Source organism: Mesorhizobium denitrificans, from assembly GCF_003403035.1.
GTDB lineage: Bacteria > Pseudomonadota > Alphaproteobacteria > Rhizobiales > Rhizobiaceae > Mesorhizobium_G > Mesorhizobium_G denitrificans.
Genome location: NZ_QURN01000004.1, coordinates 205,965 through 227,609 on the forward strand (window position 1 = coordinate 205,965; position 21,645 = coordinate 227,609).

The window sequence follows — 21,645 nt, forward strand, 5'->3', positions numbered from 1 at the left end:
TAATGGATATCGCTTTTCCATGGCCGGTAAGCAACGCGGAATGGATTGCATTCGGCGTTGCGGCCTTCACGACACTGCTTGGCATATTTTTTCTATTCGCGCCGGGCATCTCGATGCGCGTTATGCGCTTGAGAACGACCGATGGGCATCCGGAGGCGCAGGCAGAGATTCGCGGACGCATGGCCGGGTTTTATCTCGGACTGCCGCTCTGCTGCATTCTGTTGGGCCAGCCGCTTCTATATCTGGCGCTGGGCTTTAGCTGGCTTCTGACCGCTTTTGGCCGGCTTATCTCGATGCTTTCGGATGCTGGACTGACGCCGGCGAACTTTGCGTGGCTCGTGCTGGAGCTCATTCTGGCGTCGGCTTCCATAGCCTTTGCGCTGGGTTGGCTCGCTTGAGTCTCGTGCAAGCTTGCGAAGCTTCTCGGCAGGTGCGACAAATCTGTTGAAATCAGCCCTGTTACCCGTGTTGCAGCATGGAAAAGCCTGTGCTAGACGGCAAGCGGTTTTCGCCGGGGGACTACGGCGCACACGCGGCGTTCCTACCTCCCTCAAGGCACTAAGATCGTAATTAGGTCAGAGATTTAGCCCGAGTTTCACACTCTAAGCCAAAAATCTTCGGCCTGTCAGACAAGAGAATTGACGGACCGTGGCATCTTCATCATCGCCCATTTCCGCCGTTGCAGAGCGCTATGCACGCTCACTTTTTGAGCTGGCATCCGATTCCAAAGCGGTCGCCAAGGTCGAATCAGACCTTTCTTCATTCGAAAAAATGCTGGCCTCCAGCCCGGATCTCGACCGGCTTATCAAAAGCCCGGTATTTTCGGCGGACGATCAGTTCAAGGCCATTGGCGCTGTCGCTGATAAAGCGAAGATCAGCGGCCTGACCGGAAACTTCCTGCGGGTCGTTGCGCGCAATCGCCGCCTGTTCGCGGTTCCGGGCATGATCGCTGCCTTCCGGCGCATCGCCGCCGAAGCGCGCGGCGAAGTCTCGGCAGACGTCATTTCCGCGCACGCTTTGAGCGCCGCGCAGCAGACCGAACTCAAGTCTGCACTCAAGGGTATTGCCGGCAAGGATGTCTCGATCAACGTCACAGTTGATCCGTCTTTGCTGGGAGGGCTCATCGTCAAGATGGGTTCCCGCCAGATTGATACGTCACTTCAAACCAAACTCAATTCGCTCAAGCTTGCACTGAAAGAGGTCGGCTGATGGACATCCGCGCCGCGGAAATTTCCGCAATCCTTAAGGACCAGATCAAGAATTTCGGCCGTGAGGCCCAGGTTACGGAAGTTGGACAGGTCCTCTCCGTTGGCGACGGTATCGCCCGTGTTTACGGTCTGGACAATGTTCAGGCCGGTGAAATGGTCGAATTCCCGGGCGGCATTCGCGGCATGGCGTTGAATCTCGAAGCTGACAATGTCGGCGTCGTGATTTTCGGCAACGACCGCGACATTAAGGAAGGCGATACGGTTAAGCGCACGGGCGCAATCGTGGACGTTCCGGTTGGTCCGGCGCTTCTCGGCCGCGTGGTTGACGCACTCGGCAATCCGATTGACGGCAAAGGCCCGATCAAGGCGACGGAACGCCGCCGCGTTGACGTCAAGGCTCCTGGCATCATCCCCCGCAAGTCGGTGCATGAGCCGATGTCGACCGGCCTCAAGGCTATCGACGCTCTTATCCCGGTTGGTCGTGGTCAGCGCGAGCTGGTCATCGGTGACCGCCAGACCGGCAAGACCGCGATTATCCTCGATACCATTCTGAACCAGAAGGCCATTCACCAGAGCGGCCCGGACTCAGAAAAGCTATATTGCGTTTACGTCGCTGTCGGCCAGAAGCGCTCGACCGTTGCGCAGTTCGTGAAGGTGCTCGAAGAGCGCGGCGCGCTCGAATATTCGATCATCGTTGCCGCGACCGCATCGGATCCGGCACCGCTGCAGTTCATTGCGCCGTTCGCAGGCTGCGCGATGGGCGAATATTTCCGCGATAACGGCCAGCACGCGCTGATCGGCTATGACGATCTGTCCAAGCAGGCTGTTGCTTATCGCCAGATGTCGCTGCTGCTTCGTCGTCCGCCGGGACGTGAAGCTTATCCGGGCGACGTTTTCTATCTGCACTCCCGTCTTCTGGAGCGCGCTGCGAAGCTCAACGACGACAATGGCGCCGGTTCGCTGACCGCTCTGCCCGTTATTGAAACGCAGGCAAACGACGTTTCGGCTTACATTCCGACCAACGTGATTTCGATCACTGACGGACAGATTTTCCTTGAAACGAACCTGTTCTTCCAGGGTATCCGCCCGGCTGTGAACGTCGGTCTGTCGGTGTCGCGCGTCGGCTCGTCGGCACAGATCAAGGCGATGAAGCAGGTTGCGGGTTCGATTAAGGGTGAGCTTGCGCAGTACCGCGAAATGGCGGCATTCGCACAGTTCGGCTCGGACCTTGACGCTGCAACGCAGCGACTTCTGAACCGCGGTGCGCGTCTGACGGAGCTCCTGAAGCAGCCGCAGTTCTCGCCGCTCAAGACGGAAGAGCAGGTTGCTGTGATCTTCGCAGGTGTGAACGGCTATCTCGATAAGCTCACGGTTGGCGAAGTTGGCAAGTTTGAGCAGGGTCTGTTGGCTCACATGCGCGGCCCCGGCAAGGCAGTTCTGGACGGTATCCGTACCGAAAAGGCGCTTTCGGACGATCTGCGTGCCAAGCTCAAAGCCGAGATTGATTCTTACGCCAAGACCTTTGCATAAGCGCGAAGACGGACCGGACCTGACGATATGGCTTCGCTAAAAGACCTCCGCAACCGCATCGCCTCGGTGAAGGCGACGCAGAAAATCACCAAGGCGATGCAGATGGTCGCCGCGGCGAAACTGCGCCGCGCACAGGAAGCGGCGGAAGCGGCGCGTCCATATTCGCAGCGCATGGGTGCTGTGCTTGCCAACATCAGTGCTGCTGTTGGCGGTGGTGGTGACGCGCCGGCATTGATGACCGGCACAGGCAAGGACGACACGCATCTGCTTGTCGTCTGCACCGCTGAGCGCGGCCTTTGCGGCGGCTTCAACTCGCAAATCGCACGCCTTGCACGCGAAACGACACGTAAGCTGCTCAGCGCGGGCAAGACCGTGAAGATTATTACGGTCGGAAAAAAGGGTCACGACATTCTGCGTCGCGACTTCAGCAACCTCATCATCGATCGGGTTGAGTTGCGCGAAGTCAAGCAGATCGGCTTTGTGAATGCGCAGGCAATTGCAGAGAAGGTTATTGAGCTTTTCAACGAGGGTGGGTTCGACGTTTGCACGTTGATCTACTCCGAGTTCAAGTCGGTGATTGCGCAGATACCTACCGCGCAGCAGATTATTCCTGCTGCAGCGCCGGTAGCATCTGGTCCCGAAGCCTCAGCGGTTTACGAATACGAGCCCGAACCGGGTGAAATTCTTGCCGATCTGATCCCGCGCAATATTGCTGTCCAGATTTTCCGTGCGCTGCTCGAAAATGCGGCCGGTGAAATGGGCGCAAAGATGAGCGCGATGGATAGCGCTACGCGCAATGCCGGCGACATGATCAACAAGCTGTCGATCACATACAATCGCCAGCGTCAGGCGCAGATCACCAAGGAACTCATTGAAATTATTTCGGGCGCGGAAGCGCTCTAGGCCGACGGTCGGATAGTCGGCGTACAGGACACAAGGACGAAAAAGGGTAATCAGGATGGCGAAAGCAGCGACTCCGAAGACGACTGCCGCAAAGACGGCGGCCCCGAAGACGACCGCAAAGACGGCGGTGAAGGCGTCTGCCGCTCCCGCCACGGCGGCGAAGTCCGCTTCAGCGAAAGAAGCGGCCAAGCTTGTTGCGGAAGGAAAGCCGGGCAAGGTCGAAACCCGTGGCGCGACGGCGAACTACAACATGGCCAAGGGACCGAAAGGCAAAGTTCGCCAGGTCATCGGCGCTGTTATCGACGTCCAGTTCGACGAACATCTTCCGGCGATTTTGAACGCGCTCGAGACCAACAATGGCGGCAATCGCCTTGTTCTCGAAGTTGCGCAGCATCTGGGTGAAAACACCGTTCGCTGCATCGCGATGGACTCGACGGAAGGTCTGGTTCGTGGTCAGGCAGTTGTCGACACGGGTGCTCCGATCATGGTTCCGGTCGGCGATGAAACGCTTGGCCGAATCATGAACGTTATCGGTGAGCCAGTTGATGAAGCGGGCCCGCTGACCACAAAGTCGAAGCGCGCTATTCACCAGGATGCTCCGGCCTATGTCGAGCAGTCGACGGAAGCACAGATCCTCGTCACCGGTATCAAGGTCGTTGATCTGCTGGCTCCTTATGCGAAGGGCGGCAAGATCGGCTTGTTCGGCGGCGCTGGCGTCGGCAAGACCGTTCTCATCATGGAATTGATCAACAACGTTGCTAAGGCGCACGGCGGCTACTCCGTGTTCGCAGGCGTCGGAGAGCGCACCCGCGAGGGCAACGATCTCTATCACGAAATGATCGAATCGGGCGTGAACAAGCATGGCGGCGGCGAAGGCTCGAAGGCTGCGCTGGTTTACGGCCAGATGAACGAGCCGCCGGGAGCCCGCGCTCGCGTTGCTCTCTCGGGTCTGACGGTTGCTGAGCATTTCCGCGATCAGGGTCAGGACGTGCTTTTCTTCGTCGACAACATTTTCCGCTTTACGCAGGCGGGTTCCGAAGTGTCGGCACTGCTCGGCCGTATTCCGTCGGCTGTGGGCTATCAGCCGACGCTCGCAACGGATATGGGCCAGATGCAGGAACGCATCACCACCACGACCAAGGGTTCGATCACCTCGGTGCAGGCAATCTACGTTCCTGCCGACGACTTGACCGACCCGGCGCCAGCAACATCGTTTGCCCACCTTGACGCAACGACCGTGCTTTCGCGCTCAATCGCTGAAAAGGGCATTTACCCGGCGGTTGACCCGCTCGACTCCACGTCGCGTATGCTTGACCCGATGGTTGTTGGTGAAGAGCACTATCAGGTGGCACGTACGGTGCAGCAGACGCTGCAGCGCTACAAGTCGTTGCAGGACATCATCGCAATTCTCGGCATGGACGAGCTTTCCGAAGAGGACAAGCTGACCGTGGCTCGCGCTCGCAAGATCGAACGCTTCCTGTCGCAGCCGTTCTTCGTTGCGGAAGTGTTCACAGGTTCGCCGGGCAAGCTGGTCGACCTCAAGGATACGATCAAGGGCTTCAAGGGTCTTGTCGCTGGCGAGTACGATCACCTGCCGGAAGCAGCATTCTACATGGTTGGCTCCATGGAGGAAGCGATCGAGAAGGCACAGCGATTGGCTGCTGAGGCGGCCTAATGAATGGCGACGGGCTTTCGCTTGCGGATGCCGTCAACGAAACCTGTCCGTGGTCGGGAAAGCCGATCTCCGAGGATTCGCTGACGATGTACAAGGGAAAGACTGTCGGCTTCTGTAATCCTGGCTGCCGCGACAAGTTTGCGGCAGCAGTTACGCACTTTGAGGCAGCGCTGGAAGCAGCGCCCAAGGCATAGGGTACCATGGCTGAAGCGTTCAAATTCGAACTGGTTTCTCCCGAACGCCTGCTCGTTTCCGAGTCGGTCGAAGCGGTTGTTATTCCTGGCACAGAAGGCGAAATGACCGTGATGGCCAATCACGCGCCGGTCATGACCACAATCAAGCCGGGTGTTGTAACGGTTAAACCTGTATCGGGCGCCGAGCAGCGCTTTGTGGTGTTTGGCGGTTTCGCGGATATTCTCCCGTCAGGCTGCACATTGCTCGCGGAAGAGGCTCTAGCGGTGCAGGACATCAATCAAGACGGTCTTGACCGCCGTATTCAAGACGCGCGTGAAGACGTCAGCGATGCCAAGACCGACGCGGCTCGCGCAAAGGCCCAGGAATATCTGGACCATCTCTCTACGCTTAAGAGCGCGCTCGCTGCCTGAGTGACGAGAATCCTGGAGCGGTATGAAGCCGGGCATTGCCCGGCTTTTTTATTTCTTTAGCTGCGAGCGGCGATTGCTGCGGCCGCACCCACCATTAGCCCCGCGCTGATGCGATTGGCAGAGCGCACCGCTTTGGGGCTTTTCATGAATTTGCGGGCCTGCGCAGCAACAAGCGCCCAGCCAATATCGATTACGGCAAGCACTGCAAACATTGTCAAAGTCAGTTCCGCCCAACCCAGTATCGTAACCGAATTTAAGTCGATGATGGTGGGCAGGAGCGCGAGGTAAAACAGCATAATTTTCGGGTTGCCCAGAGTTACAGCCATCCCGGCTGCAAAAAGCTTGATTGCCGAGTCCGACTTCGGAAGCTCCTCGGCATCTGTAGCTGCGGGGGCATTCCACATTTTCCATGCCAGATAGAGAAGATAGAAAACGCCCGCCCATTTCAGCAGCACAAACGCCTGATGGAAGGCTTGAGCCACCACTGCGAGGCCAAAGACGGCGAGCGAAAGCCAGATCGCCTCACCGATCCACATGGCCAAGATAAACGGGAATACATCGCGCATACCGCGCGAGATGACACGCGCGACCAACGCAGCGATCGACGGCCCCGGCGATCCCGCTGCTACGAACAGCGCCAAGGCAAATATTGCGATTGCTGAGATAGACATGGGGTTCCTCCGGGCATTGCGACCATAGCTACAAGACGAACCAGCAACAACTGGCCCGACAAGTGCAGTGATCCATCGAATGCGAACACAGATTTGCCCGCGCCGATAGTGTCGGAGGTATGGGCCGAGAGTAACCAACGAAATCGAACCCTTAAAAGAAAAACGGCCCGCTTTGCAGCAGGCCGTTGATGTATCAGGCTGCACCAGCCAGCTTCGATTTCTCGAACCGCTTGCGCTCATGCGGATCAAGATAGAGTTTGCGCAGGCGGATGGACTTCGGCGTAACTTCAACGAGTTCGTCGTCCTGGATCCATGCGAGTGCGCGCTCAAGCGTCATCCGTACCGGCGGCGTAAGCTTCACGGCTTCATCCTTGCCTGCGGCGCGGATGTTGGTGAGCTTCTTACCTTTAAGCACGTTGACTTCAAGGTCATTGTCCCGCGTGTGGATGCCGATGATCATGCCGGCGTAAACCTTGACGCCAGCGTCGATAACCATCGGACCACGGTCTTCGAGGTTCCAGAGCGCGTAGGCCACGGCTTCGCCAGCTTCAATGGAAATCAGCACGCCATTAACGCGGCCGGGGATTTCACCCTTGAAGGGTTCGTACGCATGGAAGAGCCGGTTCATGACGGCGGTGCCGCGCGTATCCGTGAGCAATTCCGACTGATAGCCAATCAGGCCGCGCGTCGGCGCATGGAATACGAGGCGCTGACGATTGCCGCCGGATGGCTTCAATTCGACCATATCGGCTTTACGCTCGGACATCTTCTGCACGACAATGCCAGCGTGTTCCTCGTCAACGTCGATTACGACCTCTTCGATAGGTTCCAGAAGCTGGCCGTGTTCACCCTGCTGCATAACGACGCGCGGACGCGAAACTGCCAATTCGAAGCCTTCACGGCGCATCGTTTCGATGAGAACCGCAAGCTGCAATTCACCGCGACCGGAAACGTAGAATGAATCCTTCTCGGATGATTCTTCGATCTTGAGCGCAACGTTGCCCTCAGCCTCGCGCAGCAGGCGGTCGCGAATGACGCGGCTCGTAACCTTATCGCCCTCGGTGCCCGCCAATGGGGAATCGTTGACAAGGAAGGACATGGTGACGGTCGGCGGATCGATCGGCTGCGCGGTTAGCGGTTCGCTTACCGCCGGGTCGCAGAAAGTATCGGCCACCGTACCCTTGGAAAGCCCGGCGATTGCGACGATGTCGCCCGCCTGTGCGTCTTCAATGGGCTGGCGCTCAAGACCACGGAAAGCGAGGATCTTGGAAACGCGACCATTTTCCAGCAGCGAACCGTCGTGATGCAGAACCTTCACGGCCTGATTTGGTTTGAGCGAACCACTCTCAATGCGGCCCGTGATGATACGGCCGAGAAAGGGGTTTGCTTCAAGGATCGTGCCGATCATGCGGAACGGGCCAGGACCGACCTTGGGCTCCGGCACGTGCTTGAGCACGAGGTCGAAAAGCGGAGCGAGGCCCTGATCCTTCGGACCTTCCGGCTTGTCGGCCATCCAGCCGTCGCGGCCGGAACCGTAGAGGATCGGGAAGTCGAGCTGCTCGTCGGTGGCGTCGAGTGCGGCGAAGAGGTCGAAAACATCATTGATGACTTCAACTTCGCGTGCGTCAGGACGGTCAATCTTGTTGATCGCGACGATGGGGCGGAGGCCAACTTTGAGCGCCTTGCCGACCACGAACTTGGTCTGAGGCATCGGGCCTTCCGCAGCGTCAACCAGCACGATGGCGCCATCGACCATGTTCAGGATGCGCTCGACCTCACCGCCGAAATCCGCGTGGCCCGGCGTATCGACGATGTTGATACGGGTATCTTTCCAGACAACCGAGGTTGCCTTGGCCAGAATGGTGATACCGCGTTCTTTTTCGATATCGTTGGAATCCATTACGCGTTCTGCAACGCGCTGGTTATCGCGCACTGCGCCGGACTGCTTCAGGAGGGCGTCCACCAGCGTCGTCTTGCCATGATCGACGTGCGCGATGATCGCGATATTGCGAAGTTTCATGATGAGTTCTCAGGGGTGAACAGGAAGCAAACCGCCTTGCGGATGCCAATTTGCCGCGCTCATACAGGTTTTTTCGCACATGCGAAAGGGCCCAAAGACAATGCAGCTATGCAAACATGCGTTAATTGCGTTGAAGGCATGCGTGCGGCCTGACACATTGGCCGCCGACCAGGACCGAAAATGAGCCGAAACCCCAACGTTCCCATAAGAGGTAATCTCGACCGGCGTTTACGCACGTTGCGGCTATATTCAGGGCTTGTGCTGTTCAGCTTCGTGCTCCTGCACTTTTTGAACCACATGCTGATGTTGGTTTCGCTCAACGCCGCGGAAGCCGTGCGACCGTGGTTTCTGGCGATTTGGCGCAATCCGGTCGGCACCACGCTTTTTCTGGGCGCGCTGCTAACCCATGTTGCCTTGACGTTGCGCTCACTTTATCGGCGCCGCACTCTGGTGATGCCTGCGCGTGAGGCCTGCCAGGTGCTGCTTGGGTTGCTGATACCCATGTTGGTGGCCGAGCATGTGATCGGCACGCGTTTCAATTTTCAACTGACGGGCATAGCGGACAGCTACCATTACGTGGCCAATACGCTGTGGGTGGAATCGCCCGGCGCTGGCGTGCGCCAGATCGTGGCTGTGTTCGTGGTGTGGATACACGCTTGCCTTGGGATCTATTTTTGGCAGCGACAGCAACCGTGGTTCGAGAAGGCCGCAGCGCCTTTGCTGGTGGTGGCTGCGCTGGTTCCCGTTCTGACAGCGTTGGCTTTTGTGGCAGGAGGTCGCGCGGTTGCCGAAACTGGCTTTGCGCTGGCACCTACCGATCTTGAAAAGTTGCGCGCCGCGGCTTCGACAAAGGCGGAGGTCAATTACCTTGTTTACGGCATTTATGGCGCCGCTTTGCTTGTCGTATTGATCCTGCGCGTGGTGCGAGAGTTGCGAGAACGCGCGCACACGATTGAAGTTCGTTACGCTGATGGTCGCGTATCGCGCGTGCCGATGGGGTATAGCGTGCTGGAGGCAAGCAGGCTGGCCGGCATACCGCATCACGCGGTTTGCGGTGGACGGGGGCGATGCTCGACATGTCGCGTGGTTGTGCTCGAAAATCTGGCGGAGCAGCCGCTGTCTCGTGCCGTTGAGGCTGCGACCCTCGAGAGAATACATGCGCCACCAGATGTCAGGCTGGCGTGTCAGTTGCGGCCAGTGACGGATATCAAGGTCAGTCTGGTTTTGGCTGCGGGCGAAAACATTCTGGGGGAAACGGTTCGCGCTTCCCCTGCGCCTGGTCGCGAGCGGGAAGTGGCGGTGCTGTTTTGCGATATTCGCGATTTCACGCGGATAACCAGCGACAGCCTGCCTTTCGACACCGTGTTTCTATTGAACCGCTATTTTGCGGTCGTAGGCAGAGCCGTGGAGCAGGCGGGCGGCCGATTGGATAAATTCATCGGTGATGGCGCTATGGCCATATTCGGGCTGGAAACGGAGCCGGATATTGCGTGTCGGCAGGCGCTGGAAGCAGCCAAAGCGATTATCGAAGGGCTGGATAGGGTCAGCCGGGAACTCGATCCCGACCTGGCGCAGCCATTGCGGGTGGCAATCGGTATTCATTCCGGCCCGGCAATTGCGGGCACGATGGGTTATGGCCGCGCAATGAATGTCACCGTTATTGGCGACACGGTGAATGTGGCGAGTCGATTGGAAACGCTCGCGAAGGAACTCGACGCGGCGATTGTTATTTCGCGCCACGCCGCCGAGCAATCAAAGCTGGAACTGAAAGCCTATGCATTCCAGAAGGTCGAAATACGAGGCCACAGCGCGCCGCTTGAGGTCTGTGTGATTGGGCCGTTGGCGGCGCGCAAGATGGACACGCAGAAGCTGGCTCGCGAGGAAGAGAGCGCGGCCTAGGCGAGGCCACGCTTCTCCAACATGGCATCTGGAGATGGCATCTTACCCCGGAAAGCGGTGTAAAGCTCTTCGGGGTCTTTCGAGCCACCGGCGGCATAAATGTTGGCTTTGAGGCGCGCAGCCATTTCAGGGTTGAACGGATCGCCTGTTTCCTCGAATGCGGAAAAGGCGTCGGCGTCCAGCACCTCAGACCACATGTAGGAGTAATAACCCGCGGAATAACCTTCGCCGGCAAAGACATGCTGGAAATGCGGTGTGCGGTGGCGCATCGGAATGGCTTCAGGCTTTTGAAGCCTTTCAAGCGTTGCTGCTTCAAACACAAGCGGATCGGCCGGAGCCTTGGATTCAGCGTGATAGGCCATGTCGACCAATGCGGAAGCGGCGAACTCGACCGTATTGAAACCAGCGCCGAAGGTGCGCGCGGCCAGCAGCTTGTCCAGCAAATCCTTTGGGATCGGCTGGCTCGTCTTGGCGTGCAGAGCGTATTTTTCCAAGATTTCAGGCACCATCAGCCAATGTTCGTAAAGCTGCGAGGGAAGCTCCACGAAATCGCGGCTAACGGAGGTGCCGGAGACGGACGGCCATGTCACATCGGTCAACATTCCGTGCAGGGCATGGCCAAATTCGTGGAAAAGCGTACGTGCTTCGTCCATCGAGAGAAGCGCGGGCTCGCCGGCTGGTGGCTTGGCGAAGTTCATGATGTTGTAGATTATCGGCGTCGAGCCCTTGCCGAGCTTGTAGCCGGATTGCAGGGCGCTCATCCACGCGCCGGAACGCTTGGAGGGGCGATTGAAATAATCCGCAAGGAACAGCGCCTGCGGATTTCCGGAAGCATCGAGCACGCGGAAGGCGCGCACATCTGGGTGCCACGCGTTAACGCTATCGATCGGTACGAAGGTAATGCCGAACAAACGGGTGGCAACGTCGAAGCTGGCGGCGATGATGTTTTCGAGTTGGAAGTATGGCTTCAGCTCGGCTTCATCGAAGGCAAATTTCTCCGCGCGCAGTTTTTCCTGATAGTAGCGCCAGTCCCAACCTGCGATCTTTTCATTGCTGCCGGAGGCGGCAGCGATGCGCTGAAGCGAGACTTCATCTTCACCAGCCTTGGCGCGAGCCTTGTCCCAAACCGGCTCCAGCAGGCCAAGCACTGCGGCGGGCGTTTTCGCCATTGTGTCATCCAGCTTTAGAGCCGCGTAGCTGTCGTAGCCGAGCAGCTTTGCCTTTTCGGCGCGCAACGAAAGCGTCCTGGCAACGGTTTCCGTATTGTCGCTCTCGCCGCCCATCTGGCCGCGCATGATGAAGCCATTGAAAACCTTCTCGCGAAGGTCGCGACGATCCGAGAAGGACATGAACGGCTCGTAGATAGAGCGGGAGAGCGTGACCGCGTAACGACCCTTTTCGCCGCGTATGTCAGCAGCTTGCGCCATCGCGCTCTTGAGAGAGTCGGGAATGCCCGCGAGATCGGCTTCGTCGAGGAAAAGCACCCAATCCTTCTCGTCTGCAAGCACGTTCTGGCCGAAGCGAGCGCCAAGCCCCGCGAGTTCTTCATTGATGTCTGCTAGACGCTTTTTGCCGGTTTGATTCAGCTTTGCACCCGCGCGTACGAAGTTTTTCCAGGTCTTTTCCAGAACGCGCAGCGTTTCGGAATCGAGATTCAGGGTACTGCGGCGCTGGTATAGATCGTCAATGCGCTTGAAGAGGCGATCATTCATTGAGATGGCTGAGAAATGTCTCGCCATTTTGGGCGCAATTTCGCGTTCGAGAGCCTGAATGGTTTCGTTGGTATGCGCACCGGAGCGGTTCCAGAAAATCGACGAAACGCGGTCGAGCGCATCGCCGCAGAGTTCGAGCGCAGCGAGCGTGTTTTCGATGGTTGCAGTCTCGGTGTTGGAAGCGATGCTTTCGATCTCCGCATCATGCGACTTCAATGCCTCGTCAAAGACGCCGGCAAAATCTTCGTCTCTGATGCGCGAATAGTCCGGCAGGCCGAATGGTCCCGTCCAATGCGTCAGCGGATGTTTGGAGGAATTCTTGACGGTCATGCGGTCAGGTCCTGATTGGTGTGCCTACCAGCGATGTAGGACGCGCTCTGTACTGGCGCAACAGGGATGGGCGACCGGTGCCGAACTAAAAACCTGCGCAGGCTTGGATGGTGGCCGCGATCAATCGAACTCGGGTCGTTCGAAATCCCCGGTTGCGTTGTTCATCGCCCATAGTTCGCCCGTCGAAATGTCGAACCATGCACCGTAAAGGGAAAGTCTGCCCTTCTGTTCCAGAATTTGCACACAAGGGAATGTACGCAGATTGGTCAGCGAGTAGCGCACGGATATGCGTTCGAGCGCGGTCTGACGCTCGATTGGCGTCATCATTGGATTTCCAGAGATGGATTCCGCCGCCGGTGCGACAAGGCTCATCCATTTGCCGATGAAATCACCGGGCGACAGCGGAGAGGATGGTGAAAGGGCAGCCTTGATGCCCCCGCAGCGACCGTGCCCCATAACGACGATGTTTTTCACCTTGAGGCTTTGAACGGCGAACTCCAATGAAGCGGATGTCGAATGGAACTCGCCATCCGGTTCGTAAGGCGGGACGAGATTCGCGACGTTGCGTACGACAAACAACTCACCCGGCGCGGAATCGAATATGACTTCCGGTGCAGAGCGGGAATCGCAACAGGCGATCAGCATTGTTTCGGGGGCCTGGCCTTCGCGAGCAAGCGAGCGGTAATGGTCGCGCTCACCCGGATAGCGGGTGGTCATGAAGTTGCGATAGCCTTTGAGGAGGTGGTCTGGAAGATGTGCCATAGCTTCCCTCCTAGAACTTCATTAGCGATTTGCAAAACAGAATTTTCGACGAGGTGTTATGCGTGTTATGCGCGACGACCTTTGTCGGGTACAGAAAGGCGGCGGATCTGGACCATCGCCATCGGATGAGCGAGACTTTGTGCATCGGTTTCAAGTTGAAGCTCGTCCCCACCACGCCGCGCGGTGCGGGCGAGAATTTCAAACACGGCCGCTGTAGTGGTCTGCAGGGCCTTGCTGAAATTCTGTCCGTCCATCAGCCGTGCGAGGAATACCGCGCCGGTTAAATCTCCCAGGCCGTTTGGCGGATTTTCGATAATGCGGTGCTCGGCCAGCCACGCCTCCGATCCCGAAAGCAGGAGATTACCGGTAAAACCCTTCATCATGGCCGGAGCCGAGGTTACGAGCATGGTCGGCGGACCGACTTCTGAAGCGGCCTCCAGCGTCGTGCGCATTTCCGACAGTTCGCGGCCTACCATCCACGCCAGTTCATAGCGGTTGGGCGTGGCAATGTCCGCAATGGTGATGAGTTCGTCGCGGATACGCTCGGCCAATCCCTGCTTCACGTACAGGCCGCCGAGATCGCCCATGACCGGATCGCAAACATAAAGCGCCTTCGGATTCCGAGCTCGCACAGCGGCGACAAGCGAGGCAACGGCGCCCACCTGTCCTTCGTCACCCAGATAACCTGAAAGGACGCCCGCGACCTCGCCGAGCCAAGGCGCGCGTTCCAGGTCTTTCATCAGTGCTGAAAATTGATCAGGCGCAGGGACGATGCGCGTTGCGAGGCCATGACCGGGGTGCCACGGCAGGATGACCGTGGGAACCGCCCAGACGGGATAGCCCAATGTTTCCAGCGCGAACACTGCCGCGCGATTGCCCACCGAGCCGCGCGCGACGTGGCTGGAGATGACGATAACGGCCTTTGCGGAGCCCGGCTCAGATGTATCGGCAGGAGACGACATGGTTCAATTCGATATCATATAGCGAATAAACAGCAGGATAACAGCGATGGTGACGAGGAACCCGATTGTTCGACCAATTCGCGTTCCCCACGTCTCGATACGATCGTCCTGATCTGCGTCGGCGGCGTTGAGGTGGTTCTTGAGCCTGCGCGCATAGCCCGCTTCCTGCTCGATCTGGCCAAGTATGCGCCGGGATTCTGCGAGATCGTCATTATTCTTGCGAGCTGTCATATTTGTGCTGCCGAAATCGATATTGATGATCGGGACGCCGGATAGCCATGAAAGTCAAGGATGGCACTTTCGCACACACCAGCTTTCCTTGGCCCAATAGTGTGTTAAGCCTGCAACCGACACGAATCCCTGGGGGTCTCGCTATGACTACTATCGCTTCCAGAATGCAGCCGACCCGTCCGCTGCTTTCGATCCTTTTCGTATTCCTGCTGGCGCCCCTGCTCTCAGCTTGTGGCTACAACACCATTCCAACCGCCGAAGAAAACGCGAAGGCGGCATGGAGCGAAGTGCTGAATCAGTATCAGCGTCGCGCAGACCTCATTCCGAACCTGGTTGAAACGGTGAAAGGCTATGCCGCGCATGAAGCCGACACGCTGCAAAGTGTTGTCGAGGCGCGCGCCAAGGCAACGCAGGTGACAGTGAATGCCGACAATCTGACCGACCCGGAAGCATTCAAGAAATTTCAGGAAAATCAGGCGGGTTTGACGAGCGCACTTGGCCGACTGCTGGCGGTTGCGGAAAACTATCCTGACCTGAAGGCAAACCAGAACTTCCTTGCATTGCAGGCGCAGCTTGAAGGCACAGAAAACCGCATTGCCGTTGCGCGGCGCGATTACATCGGTGCGGTGCGGGCGTTCAATCTGACCCTCTCCACCTTCCCGTCGATGATCTGGGACAAGCTTTGGTTCCATAAGCAGCCGTTCCAGAACTTCACGGTGGAGCAGGACAAGATGGATGCGCCGAAGGTGGATTTCGGCACCAAGCCGCAGACGCAATCTTCCGGCGGTTGAACTGAGCCGGTCGAGACGTGGCCGATATTCGCCTGAGAGAACTTGAAACGACGCCACGGATCGCATGGTCCGTGGTGCGCAACTGCATTTTCGTTGTGCTTGTGCTGCTTGGCACAGTCGCGATGGTGCGCGCGGCGGAGATTCCGCAGCTTACGGGCCGCGTTGTCGACAACGCCCATATGTTGGATGCAGCGACGATACAGGCGCTGACGGCCAAACTGGAGGCCTATGAGAAGAAATCGAGCGATCAGATCGTGGTCGCAACGATAGATAATCTCGATGGCGAGGCGATCGAGCCCTATGCCAATCGTCTTTTCAGGGCGTGGAAGCTGGGGCAGGCAGGCGAGAACAACGGCGTGCTGCTGCTGGTCGCAAAAGACGACCGCAAAATGCGCATCGAGGTTGGTTACGGGCTGGAAGGCACGCTGACGGACCTGCATTCCAACCTCATTATTCAGGACATGGTTCCGTATTTCCGGAATGGCGATTACGCCGGCGGCATAACGCAGGCTGTGGACGGTATCGAAAAGGTGCTTGAGGGCCAAGGGGCAGAGCTGGAGGCGCGCGCCAAGCGCAATCAGCAGAATGATTCCGAGCCGATGGATGTTGTGGTTGGGTTATTCCTGCTGCTTTGGTTCACTTTGTTCTTTGGCAGCATTCTGATGGCGGTTCTGCCGCGCATGTTCGGTGAGCAGATTGCGCCCGGACGATATCGCTGGCTGGGGATGGAATTCAACTACGCCAACAACGGAAGGCGCAACCGGGATAGCGGCTGGACGACAGGCGGCTGGTCTGGCGGCGGTTGGTCCTCAGGTGGCGGTGGTGGCTGGTCTGGTGGTGGCGGTTTCTCCGGCGGGGGCGGCTCATCTGGCGGCGGCGGTTCCTCGGGTGGATGGTGACGCCATGACAGCCAGAACAATCACCGACCAAGAGCACGAGCGCGTTGCCCGCGCCATTGCTGCAGCCGAGGACAAGACTTCAGGCGAAATCTACTGCGTCGTTGCACGGCGCAGCAGCAGCTATTTTTACGCTGCGTCCTTCATGGTTTTCATCGCGCTTCTGATCGTAAGTCTCGGTGCGGCGCTCGCTCTGGAAGCCGGTTGGTTTACGATCCGCCTTCCGGTTTTTGTTGCTGCCCAGATTTCTGCAACGGCTTGTATCCTGCTGCTTATCGCATTCCTGCCGCGCTTTCGGCTGATGCTCGTGCCACGGCGGTTGCAATTCCAGCGCGCGCATGAGAATGCGGTGAAGCAGTTCCTTGCCCGCAACGTGCATATCACTGCAGATCGAACCGGTGTGCTGATCTTCGTTTCGCTAGCCGAGCGCTATGCAGAGGTGGTCGCGGACAGCGGCATCAGCGCCAAGGTTGAGCAGGACGAGTGGGATGGCGTTATTCGCGAGCTGACAGCGCATGCCAGACGCGACGAGATCGCCAATGGTTTCGTCAAAACAGTGGGTATCGTGGGTGCATTGCTGGCGAAGCACTTTCCACCAAAAGCTGTGAATCCGAATGAACTCGATGATCATTTGGTAGAGATCTAGCGAGTCTTCACTCTAGAATCACCAAAAGCCGAATCGCGATTAGCCACAAGGAGCGCTTGTGCATCCGCGCGGTTGGGGCATATGGTTAAGAAATAATGAAGACTCTGACCATAGACATACGCCGCGCCGAGTTGCGCGATGCCGAGGCGATAGCGGAAGCCCACGAGGCTGCGTGGCTTGGAACCTATAGCGGCATCATCCCGCACCGGACATTGCTTTCGATGGTTAACCGCCGTGGTCATGATTGGTGGGCCAACGCGATCCGCAACGCGACATCCATTCTGGTTGTCGACGTGGGTGGCGAAATCGCGGGTTATGCGACTTTGGGGCGTAGCCGCGCACGCCAATTGCAGCAGGAAGGCGAAATCTACGAACTCTACCTGCGCCCGGAATATCAGGGCGTTGGCCTCGGCACACGCCTTTTCAAAGAGGCGCGCAGACGCCTTAAGCAGCACGGCCTGAAGGGTCTGGTCGTCTGGGCGCTGGAAGACAATGCAAATGCGCTGTCGTTTTATTCAGGAAGTGGCGGGCGCGACATCGCCGAAGGCGTAGAAATATTCGAGCAGAAAGCCCTTAAAAAGATCGGCTTCGTTTGGGAATAGTGCCCCGCCGCTCGCATTGACGCCAACCTGTTGTTAATCTTCGACTTCGGTCTGCATTGCGCGTTTCGAAATGGGACTGTAATGCGGTGCGACTCATTTCGGAGAGACAGATGCGTATCGAAGCCATATCCACAGGCAATAATCCGCCTGAAGACGTCAACGTCATCATCGAAGTTCCGATTGGCGGCGAGCCGATCAAATATGAGATGGATAAAGCTGCGGGAACGCTGGTCGTTGATCGCTTCCTCTATACCTCCATGCGCTATCCGGGAAATTATGGCTTTGTGCCGCACACGCTTTCCGGCGACGGCGACCCGATCGACGTTCTTGTTTGCAACACGCGCGAGCTGGTACCGGGCTGCGTTATCAATGTGCGCCCAATCGGCGTGCTGATAATGGAAGACAATGCTGGACAGGACGAGAAGGTTCTGGCTGTTCCTTCGACGCACCTTACGAAGCGCTACGAGCGCGTGAAGAACTATACTGACCTGCCGCCGATTACGCTGGAACAGGTTGCGCACTTCTTCGAACACTACAAAGACCTTGAACCAGGCAAATGGGTCAAGATTGGCGGCTGGCATGATGCTGAATACGCCAAGAAGATGATCCGCGAGGCCGTTGTCCGCTACGAAGAGCAGAAGTAACCGGCCAAGCCGGTCACTTCATGTGGTTCTCAAGACTTGGCGCGCATTTCTTCATTGATGCGCGCCAAATCGCGGTCACGCGGTGCGGTTTCGAGATTGAGCACCGGCAATTGCTCGCGCAAATGATCATGATGCGTGCGCACGCCATATTCCAGATCAGACAGGAAGAAGCCCGCGAACGCCTTTGATTGCATTGCTTCGTTCGACCATACGGAAAGCTGTACGTCCTCTGCCATCGTGTCGCGGTCGATGCGCATTGAAAGGTAACGCGCCGCCGCTTGCTGACGATTTTCGTCACGGAATCGATAGGTAGAGCCGCGCAAAAGCGTTTCACCCGTCGAAAGCGGAAATTCCTGATAGAACTGAACGGATTCCGGCATCAGCGTGATGACGTTGTTCGGGAACAATCCATAATAGATCCACGCCTTGCGCAGATGCTCCGGCAGATATGACGGCTCCGGCGCGATGTTGACGTAGTTTTTCACGCTCCAGCGTCGGCCCGCATGGGGATTGTAAGTCGCGAATGAGCGCGACACCCCATTGACGAAGGGTTCGTCAAAATAGGTTGAGCCGTAAAGATCCTGCAATGCTGGATGGGCCATCGCAACGTGATAGCCCTCATTGTCGACATCGCGGACCGACTTCCAGTTGACCGGAGTGGTCTGCGTCCACGGTTCGCCCGAAGGCACCATATCCGCAATGTTGTAATGCGCGATTTCCGCTTCGATCGGCTTGAACAATTCAGCCACGGAAGGCTGCGGCCCATGCCGGAAGCGGACAAACACAAAGCCCATCCAGATTTCGAGATCCAGCGGAATCAAGCCAAACTCATTCTTGTCCAGTTCTGGAAAGCTGCGAGGCTGCGCCGCACCACGCAGCGTGCCATCGAGATTATAGACCCAACCGTGAAACGGGCAGACCAGTGCGTTCTTGCAATGGCCCTTCTCGTCGGCCACGACGCGCGAACCGCGATGGCGGCAGATATTATGGAAGGCGCGCACTATGCCATCCTTGCCGCGCACGATGAGCGCGCGTTCGCCGACAGCGTCGAAGGTCAGGTAGTCACCGGGTTCGGGGACATCCGCGATATGGCAGGCAATCTGCCAATGGTTGCGGAAAAGGAATTCCCTTTCCAGTTCAAGAAAGGCGGGGCTGTGATAGCTCCAGCCCGGCAGGCCGCGCCGGTCCCAATTGTCCGGCACTGCGACATTGAGCAGGTGCTGGTTCATTTTCAAACCCGATTATTTATTGAATGTTCATTCAATACAGGCATATTTCGCAATAAAACGCAATAGGTTAGGAGAATTTACGATTTAATGCATTGATCTTCTTGAGAGATTTTAACCCGTTCTGAGACGTGTCGGAGCCTCTCCGAAGGCCGCAGAAAAAGCCCGCGAAAAGCTCGCGGTGGAACCAAAGCCCGTACGCGCGGCGATATCAGCCATCGGCAGGCGCGTATCGAGCACGAGCCGCCGGGCGGCGTTGAGGCGCAGGCGCTGATAGTATGCGCCGGGCGTTTCTCCGATGGCTTTGCGGAATATGGTTTCCAGAGTTCGCGTGGTCACACCGGTACGTGCAGCGAGGGCGGCTGTGCTGAGCGGTTCATCAATGCGGGATTCCATGAGCCGGATCGCTTGCGCGACGCGCTCATCATAGCCTTCCAGACGACCGAGGGAGACGAACGGCTGCGTATCGGCGGCATTATGCGCCTGATCATAAATAAAGACGCTGGCGACATCGAGCGCGACGGCCATGCCGAGCCGACTGCGGATGAGGTGCAGCATCAGGTCGAAAATGGGCGAGGCGCCACCTGCCGTGAATGCCGCGCCGTCGATGACATAACGGTCGGGTCGCACGTCGACGCTGGGAAAGGCAGCGGCGAAGTCCTCGAGGTCTTCCCAGTGGGTTGTGGCGCGGCGACCGTCGAGCAATCCAGCGCGCGCCAGCAACCACGAACCGGCCTCGACGCCGCCGAAGCTACGCGCCGCGCGGGCACATTTGCGCAATGTGGAAAGCAGCGGGCGCGATGACGCGTCACGCGTGCCGAAGCCGCCGATGACGATGAGCATGTCGGCGGCCATTGCATCGAATGCGCCATCCACGGCGATGGGCAAGCCGCTCGTTGTTCGAGGCGGAACGCGATCAATGGAAACAATTCGCCAATCGAACAGGCGTTCGCCTGCGATCCGGTTGGCGGCGCGAAGGGGATCGATGGTGGAGGCAACGCACAGGATCGATGCATTTTCGAGCACGAGTATTGTGATGGACAAAGGTGCGCGCTCAACGCGAAACACGTTTCGAGATTCGTTTTTCATCAAATGAATTTCGTAAAGAGTTAATGGCGACGTTGCAAGTTCGGCAAGATGAAGGCTTGTTTCGAGGAGGTTCCGCAGATGCAGTTCGGGTTGAGCGAGGAGCAGCGCCTAATTGTCGATACGACGCGGGCGTTCGTTGAGAACGAACTTTATCCGCATGAGGCGGAAGTTGAGCGCACCGGAGTTTTGCGGCCGGAATTGATCGCGGAGATAAAGGCCAAAGCGATTGCAGCTGGCCTTTACGCGGCAAACATGCCTGCGGATGTGGGCGGCGCGGGCCTCGATACCGTGACATGGCTGCTCTATGAAAAAGAGCTTGGCCGCGCCAGCTATGCGCTCCACTGGAACTGCGTGGCGCGGCCATCGAACATTTTGCTGGCGGGAACGCCGGAGCAGCGCGAGCGCTACCTGTTTCCATGCATACGCGGCGAAAAGTCGGACTGCCTCGCCATGACTGAACCTAATGCGGGTTCGGACCTGCGCAGCATGCAGGCGAGCGCGGTGCAGGACGGCGACGACTGGGTGCTGAATGGCACGAAGCATTTCATCAGCCATGCGGATATGGCTGATTTTGTCATTACCTTCATGGCAAGTGGCGAGGAAGATACCCCGCGCGGAAAGCGCAAGAAGATCACGGCGTTCTTTGTCGATAAGGGCACGCCGGGGTTCAGTGTGCGCGATGGCTATCAGAATGTTTCGCATCGGGGATACACCAATTCCGTGCTGGAATTTGACGATTGCCGCCTGCCGAAACAGCAGGTTCTGGGCGAGGTGCATAAGGGCTTTGAGGTTGCCAATGCCTGGTTGGGGGCTACACGCTTGCAAGTGGCGGCGACATGTCTAGGCCGTGCGGAGCGCGCTTTCGGCCATGCAGTTTCCTATGCTGCCGAGCGCAAGCAATTTGGCCAGCAGATTGGCAAATTTCAGGGTGTGTCATTCAAGCTGGCCGACATGGCGACCGAGATGAAGGCCGCCAACCTGCTCGTGTTTGAAGCGGGCTGGAAATATGACCAGGGCACCGTGACCGACGAAGACATGGCGATGGCGAAGCTCAAGGCCACGGAAATGCTCGCCTTTGTAGCCGACGAGGCAATCCAGATCTACGGCGGCATGGGCCTGATGAATGATCTGCCGCTCGAGCGCATCTGGCGGGACGCGCGTGTCGAACGCATCTGGGAAGGCACAAGCGAGATACAGCGACACATCATTTCGCGCGCGCTTCTTCGTGCGGTGGGCGGCTGAT

22 protein-coding genes are annotated in these 21,645 nt (G+C 57.9%); 14 read left to right on the plus strand and 8 right to left on the minus strand.

Translation table 11 applies throughout. From position 1 onward, the window contains the following. Window positions 1–2: 2 nt before the first annotated feature. From DY251_RS06080 to DY251_RS06110, 7 genes are all read left to right on the plus strand, one after another. Entirely contained in the window at window positions 3–398 is a 396-nt protein-coding gene (locus DY251_RS06080) for an AGROH133_08824 family phage infection protein (RefSeq protein ID WP_116622970.1), read from the plus strand. 250 nt (window positions 399–648) lie between these two features. Further along, the gene (locus tag DY251_RS06085) at window positions 649–1,209 is read left to right on the plus strand and encodes a F0F1 ATP synthase subunit delta (RefSeq protein WP_116622971.1); all 561 of its coding nucleotides are present in this window, start codon (window positions 649–651) and stop codon (window positions 1,207–1,209) included. Continuing rightward, window positions 1,209–2,738, plus strand: a complete 1,530-nt coding sequence (gene atpA, locus DY251_RS06090) for a F0F1 ATP synthase subunit alpha (protein WP_116622972.1) — start codon at window positions 1,209–1,211, stop codon at window positions 2,736–2,738. The genes DY251_RS06085 and atpA overlap by 1 nt, the downstream gene beginning before the upstream one ends. Before the next feature lie 27 nt (window positions 2,739–2,765). Beyond that, window positions 2,766–3,641, plus strand: coding sequence for a F0F1 ATP synthase subunit gamma (locus tag DY251_RS06095; protein ID WP_116622973.1), 876 nt, complete (start codon window positions 2,766–2,768; stop codon window positions 3,639–3,641). Between the two features lie 55 nt (window positions 3,642–3,696). Beyond that, entirely contained in the window at window positions 3,697–5,316 is a 1,620-nt protein-coding gene (gene atpD, locus DY251_RS06100; RefSeq protein ID WP_116622974.1) for a F0F1 ATP synthase subunit beta, read from the plus strand. Beyond that, window positions 5,316–5,510: an eL24 family ribosomal protein gene (locus tag DY251_RS06105; RefSeq protein WP_116622975.1), complete on the plus strand. Its 195-nt coding sequence runs from the start codon at window positions 5,316–5,318 to the stop codon at window positions 5,508–5,510. Before atpD ends, DY251_RS06105 begins: the two co-directional genes overlap by 1 nt. A 6-nt stretch (window positions 5,511–5,516) precedes the next feature. Beyond that, window positions 5,517–5,921, plus strand: coding sequence for a F0F1 ATP synthase subunit epsilon (locus DY251_RS06110; RefSeq protein WP_116622976.1), 405 nt, complete (start codon window positions 5,517–5,519; stop codon window positions 5,919–5,921). A 56-nt stretch (window positions 5,922–5,977) separates the two neighbouring features. On the opposite strand, the gene DY251_RS06115 is transcribed toward DY251_RS06110, so the two are convergent. Next, window positions 5,978–6,592, minus strand: coding sequence for a LysE family translocator (locus DY251_RS06115; protein WP_116622977.1), 615 nt, complete (start codon window positions 6,590–6,592; stop codon window positions 5,978–5,980). Window positions 6,593–6,785: 193 nt separating this feature from the next. After that, on the minus strand, window positions 6,786–8,612 hold the full coding sequence (gene typA / locus DY251_RS06120; RefSeq protein ID WP_116622978.1) for a translational GTPase TypA: 1,827 nt from the start codon (window positions 8,610–8,612) through the stop codon (window positions 6,786–6,788). 180 nt (window positions 8,613–8,792) lie between these two features. On the opposite strand from typA, the gene DY251_RS06125 reads away from it, so the two are divergent. Then, a complete protein-coding gene (locus DY251_RS06125) occupies window positions 8,793–10,511 on the plus strand; it encodes an adenylate/guanylate cyclase domain-containing protein (protein ID WP_116622979.1) in 1,719 nt (572 codons plus the stop codon). On the opposite strand, the gene DY251_RS06130 is transcribed toward DY251_RS06125, so the two are convergent. The 4 genes from DY251_RS06130 to DY251_RS06145 all read right to left on the minus strand — a co-directional run bounded on the left by DY251_RS06130 (window position 10,508) and on the right by DY251_RS06145 (window position 14,508). Next, window positions 10,508–12,553 (minus strand): M3 family metallopeptidase, encoded by a 2,046-nt coding sequence (locus tag DY251_RS06130; protein ID WP_116622980.1) that lies wholly within the window; start codon window positions 12,551–12,553, stop codon window positions 10,508–10,510. The two genes, DY251_RS06125 and DY251_RS06130, sit on opposite strands and share 4 nt — an antisense overlap. Before the next feature lie 120 nt (window positions 12,554–12,673). Beyond that, window positions 12,674–13,315: a carbonic anhydrase gene (locus DY251_RS06135; RefSeq protein WP_116622981.1), complete on the minus strand. Its 642-nt coding sequence runs from the start codon at window positions 13,313–13,315 to the stop codon at window positions 12,674–12,676. A gap of 65 nt (window positions 13,316–13,380) precedes the next feature. Then, window positions 13,381–14,277 carry a pyridoxal kinase PdxY gene (gene pdxY, locus DY251_RS06140; RefSeq protein WP_116622982.1) on the minus strand — a complete coding sequence of 299 codons (897 nt, stop codon included), beginning with the start codon at window positions 14,275–14,277 and terminating at the stop codon, window positions 13,381–13,383. A gap of 3 nt (window positions 14,278–14,280) precedes the next feature. Continuing rightward, a complete protein-coding gene (locus tag DY251_RS06145; RefSeq protein ID WP_116622983.1) occupies window positions 14,281–14,508 on the minus strand; it encodes a hypothetical protein in 228 nt (75 codons plus the stop codon). 164 nt (window positions 14,509–14,672) lie between these two features. Between DY251_RS06145 and DY251_RS06150 the strand changes: the two genes are divergently transcribed. From DY251_RS06150 to ppa, 5 genes are all read left to right on the plus strand, one after another. Further along, window positions 14,673–15,299 (plus strand): LemA family protein, encoded by a 627-nt coding sequence (locus DY251_RS06150; RefSeq protein ID WP_245415883.1) that lies wholly within the window; start codon window positions 14,673–14,675, stop codon window positions 15,297–15,299. Between the two features lie 17 nt (window positions 15,300–15,316). Next, entirely contained in the window at window positions 15,317–16,198 is an 882-nt protein-coding gene (locus tag DY251_RS06155) for a TPM domain-containing protein (RefSeq protein ID WP_425373280.1), read from the plus strand. A gap of 4 nt (window positions 16,199–16,202) precedes the next feature. Continuing rightward, window positions 16,203–16,841 carry a TPM domain-containing protein gene (locus DY251_RS06160; RefSeq protein WP_116622985.1) on the plus strand — a complete coding sequence of 213 codons (639 nt, stop codon included), beginning with the start codon at window positions 16,203–16,205 and terminating at the stop codon, window positions 16,839–16,841. 95 nt (window positions 16,842–16,936) lie between these two features. Continuing rightward, window positions 16,937–17,443 (plus strand): GNAT family N-acetyltransferase, encoded by a 507-nt coding sequence (locus tag DY251_RS06165; protein ID WP_116622986.1) that lies wholly within the window; start codon window positions 16,937–16,939, stop codon window positions 17,441–17,443. A 110-nt stretch (window positions 17,444–17,553) separates the two neighbouring features. Continuing rightward, window positions 17,554–18,087 (plus strand): inorganic diphosphatase, encoded by a 534-nt coding sequence (gene ppa / locus DY251_RS06170; protein ID WP_116622987.1) that lies wholly within the window; start codon window positions 17,554–17,556, stop codon window positions 18,085–18,087. Between the two features lie 29 nt (window positions 18,088–18,116). On the opposite strand, the gene DY251_RS06175 is transcribed toward ppa, so the two are convergent. Both DY251_RS06175 and DY251_RS06180 read right to left on the minus strand, forming a co-directional pair. After that, entirely contained in the window at window positions 18,117–19,316 is a 1,200-nt protein-coding gene (locus DY251_RS06175) for an aromatic ring-hydroxylating oxygenase subunit alpha (RefSeq protein ID WP_116622988.1), read from the minus strand. 111 nt (window positions 19,317–19,427) lie between these two features. Continuing rightward, window positions 19,428–20,402, minus strand: a complete 975-nt coding sequence (locus tag DY251_RS06180) for a GlxA family transcriptional regulator (RefSeq protein WP_425373281.1) — start codon at window positions 20,400–20,402, stop codon at window positions 19,428–19,430. A gap of 78 nt (window positions 20,403–20,480) precedes the next feature. Between DY251_RS06180 and DY251_RS06185 the strand changes: the two genes are divergently transcribed. Continuing rightward, a complete protein-coding gene (locus tag DY251_RS06185) occupies window positions 20,481–21,644 on the plus strand; it encodes an acyl-CoA dehydrogenase family protein (protein ID WP_116623137.1) in 1,164 nt (387 codons plus the stop codon). The last annotated feature ends 1 nt before the right edge of the window (window position 21,645 follow it).

Excerpts from the sequence above, each read along its gene's own strand:
- DY251_RS06150 (WP_245415883.1), top strand. The coding sequence starts at position 14,673 with ATGCAGCCGACCCGTCCGCTGCTTTCGATCCTTTTCGTATTCCTGCTG.
- pdxY (WP_116622982.1), bottom strand. The coding sequence starts at position 14,277 with ATGTCGTCTCCTGCCGATACATCTGAGCCGGGCTCCGCAAAGGCCGTT.
- atpD (WP_116622974.1), top strand. The coding sequence starts at position 3,697 with ATGGCGAAAGCAGCGACTCCGAAGACGACTGCCGCAAAGACGGCGGCC.
- DY251_RS06095 (WP_116622973.1), top strand. The coding sequence starts at position 2,766 with ATGGCTTCGCTAAAAGACCTCCGCAACCGCATCGCCTCGGTGAAGGCG.
- DY251_RS06125 (WP_116622979.1), top strand. The coding sequence starts at position 8,793 with ATGAGCCGAAACCCCAACGTTCCCATAAGAGGTAATCTCGACCGGCGT.
- DY251_RS06080 (WP_116622970.1), top strand. The coding sequence starts at position 3 with ATGGATATCGCTTTTCCATGGCCGGTAAGCAACGCGGAATGGATTGCA.
- typA (WP_116622978.1), bottom strand. The coding sequence starts at position 8,612 with ATGAAACTTCGCAATATCGCGATCATCGCGCACGTCGATCATGGCAAG.
- DY251_RS06110 (WP_116622976.1), top strand. The coding sequence starts at position 5,517 with ATGGCTGAAGCGTTCAAATTCGAACTGGTTTCTCCCGAACGCCTGCTC.
- DY251_RS06165 (WP_116622986.1), top strand. The coding sequence starts at position 16,937 with ATGAAGACTCTGACCATAGACATACGCCGCGCCGAGTTGCGCGATGCC.
- DY251_RS06160 (WP_116622985.1), top strand. The coding sequence starts at position 16,203 with ATGACAGCCAGAACAATCACCGACCAAGAGCACGAGCGCGTTGCCCGC.
- DY251_RS06180 (WP_425373281.1), bottom strand. The coding sequence starts at position 20,402 with ATGAAAAACGAATCTCGAAACGTGTTTCGCGTTGAGCGCGCACCTTTG.
- atpA (WP_116622972.1), top strand. The coding sequence starts at position 1,209 with ATGGACATCCGCGCCGCGGAAATTTCCGCAATCCTTAAGGACCAGATC.
- DY251_RS06145 (WP_116622983.1), bottom strand. The coding sequence starts at position 14,508 with ATGACAGCTCGCAAGAATAATGACGATCTCGCAGAATCCCGGCGCATA.
- DY251_RS06175 (WP_116622988.1), bottom strand. The coding sequence starts at position 19,316 with ATGAACCAGCACCTGCTCAATGTCGCAGTGCCGGACAATTGGGACCGG.
- DY251_RS06105 (WP_116622975.1), top strand. The coding sequence starts at position 5,316 with ATGAATGGCGACGGGCTTTCGCTTGCGGATGCCGTCAACGAAACCTGT.
- DY251_RS06185 (WP_116623137.1), top strand. The coding sequence starts at position 20,481 with ATGCAGTTCGGGTTGAGCGAGGAGCAGCGCCTAATTGTCGATACGACG.
- DY251_RS06135 (WP_116622981.1), bottom strand. The coding sequence starts at position 13,315 with ATGGCACATCTTCCAGACCACCTCCTCAAAGGCTATCGCAACTTCATG.
- ppa (WP_116622987.1), top strand. The coding sequence starts at position 17,554 with ATGCGTATCGAAGCCATATCCACAGGCAATAATCCGCCTGAAGACGTC.
- DY251_RS06115 (WP_116622977.1), bottom strand. The coding sequence starts at position 6,592 with ATGTCTATCTCAGCAATCGCAATATTTGCCTTGGCGCTGTTCGTAGCA.
- DY251_RS06130 (WP_116622980.1), bottom strand. The coding sequence starts at position 12,553 with ATGACCGTCAAGAATTCCTCCAAACATCCGCTGACGCATTGGACGGGA.